This is a genomic window from Streptococcus handemini (assembly GCF_040984445.1).
Lineage (GTDB): Bacteria > Bacillota > Bacilli > Lactobacillales > Streptococcaceae > Streptococcus > Streptococcus handemini.
In genome coordinates this window covers 1-1,285 of the sequence record NZ_JBFRYH010000120.1, presented here as the reverse complement: position 1 = coordinate 1,285, position 1,285 = coordinate 1, and the positions used below count along the sequence as shown (strand labels likewise).

Genomic DNA, 1,285 nt, shown 5'->3' with positions numbered 1-1,285 from the left:
AATAAGCAAACAATTTCTAACTTTTCTTCTACTGATTTTGGACTTCTTTTGGACATGTGAAAACTCCCCTTATAGTGTCTAGTGAATTTTGGTTTTTTCACTGTCTACTATATGGGGAGTATATCAGATTTCTCTGAGCGGGTTTGTCTATTAGGCCAAGGTACCCCAAAGTGAGATACGCTTGCCAGTTTCATCTGTTTGACCAATGGCCATATAGTTGCGCTTGCCGGACTGACCGATATAAGAAATCCAGCGGTAGCCATTTGCCGAGCCTTTACTATCGTAGCGGACAGAATCACCCAGCTGATAGACATGCACGATCTCACCGCTGAGATTTATCGTAGTTCTCAAATTCAAACGTACTATCGACCTTAGCCAAAATCCTGTCAAACAAATGTATCTGACTATCGATGTATTTTTCCTGCGCTTCGCTAATTCGTCTTGTATCTGCCATCATGCCCCCTCCTTAACATGCTTTCTATGCAACAACCGCATCAATTTGAAATACTGCACCTTGTCGCCAAGAACATCCACAACTGCCTCTCGTTCTCTTGCGCTAGCCCTATGCCACGCCAACTCACATTCTTTTCTCAGTCTGTTACTAAGCATACTTCACACCGTACTTTCTATTTGCTTTTGGCTTCTGCGCTTCAAACTGAATCGGTGTCCAGCTCGCTAGCGACTGACGAATCTGTGCAACTCGCACAGCTTCCGCCTCTGCGACCGCCTCCATTCGTGCCCGCTCCAATTCCCGCTCACGAATCAACTGCAATTCACGCTCTTTACGCTCTTGCTCTAACTTGTACTGGTCAACTATTGCCACACCCAGACAAATCATCAAGAACACCAGCATAAAGACTACGCCACCTAAAACATCACTCATATTTCACCTCGTGTAAATCTAATAAACTCTTGTAATAATCGACCTGCGCCCCTAGCTTTTCAGCCTCTGCCAAAGCCAACCGATGACCCAGTTTTTCTTTTTCAGCAATCTGCCAATATTCAATCGCTAAACTTCGCCACTGTTCAGTTTCATCAGGCAACCGCTCTACTTTCTTTTGGGTTGATAGACCCAAATACTGTTTCAATTTTTCAAACATCAATTTTAATATCTCCTCTCGCTAAATCGCTGCCAATTTGCGTTGTACCACTCCCGTAGCTAAATTTCAAGTTCAAGTTAGCCAGTCTGTAAAAATTCTCTAGGAGATTTGTAACCCAATATCTTCTTTGGATAGTTGTTAATCCAGTTTTCAATAAATGCGACTTGTTGTTGCGTCGCATTTTT

3 protein-coding genes and 2 pseudogenes are annotated in these 1,285 nt (G+C 43.1%); all 5 read right to left on the bottom strand.

Annotation, left to right across the window (positions count from 1 at the left end):
• Positions 1-150 precede the first annotated feature (150 nt).
• Positions 151-309: pseudogene (locus ABPH35_RS10815) on the bottom strand (SH3 domain-containing protein); the annotation flags it as partial.
• 13 nt (positions 310-322) lie between these two features.
• A complete protein-coding gene (locus tag ABPH35_RS10810; RefSeq protein WP_349989676.1) occupies positions 323-457 on the bottom strand; it encodes a hypothetical protein in 135 nt (44 codons plus the stop codon).
• Between the two features lie 144 nt (positions 458-601).
• The gene (locus ABPH35_RS10805) at positions 602-883 is read right to left on the bottom strand and encodes a hypothetical protein (RefSeq protein WP_349989675.1); all 282 of its coding nucleotides are present in this window, start codon (positions 881-883) and stop codon (positions 602-604) included.
• Complete coding sequence (locus tag ABPH35_RS10800; protein WP_349989674.1) at positions 876-1,100, bottom strand: hypothetical protein; 225 nt, start codon at positions 1,098-1,100, stop codon at positions 876-878. The genes ABPH35_RS10805 and ABPH35_RS10800 overlap by 8 nt, the downstream gene beginning before the upstream one ends.
• A 77-nt stretch (positions 1,101-1,177) precedes the next feature.
• Positions 1,178-1,285, bottom strand: a pseudogene (locus tag ABPH35_RS10795) (IS30 family transposase); the annotation flags it as partial.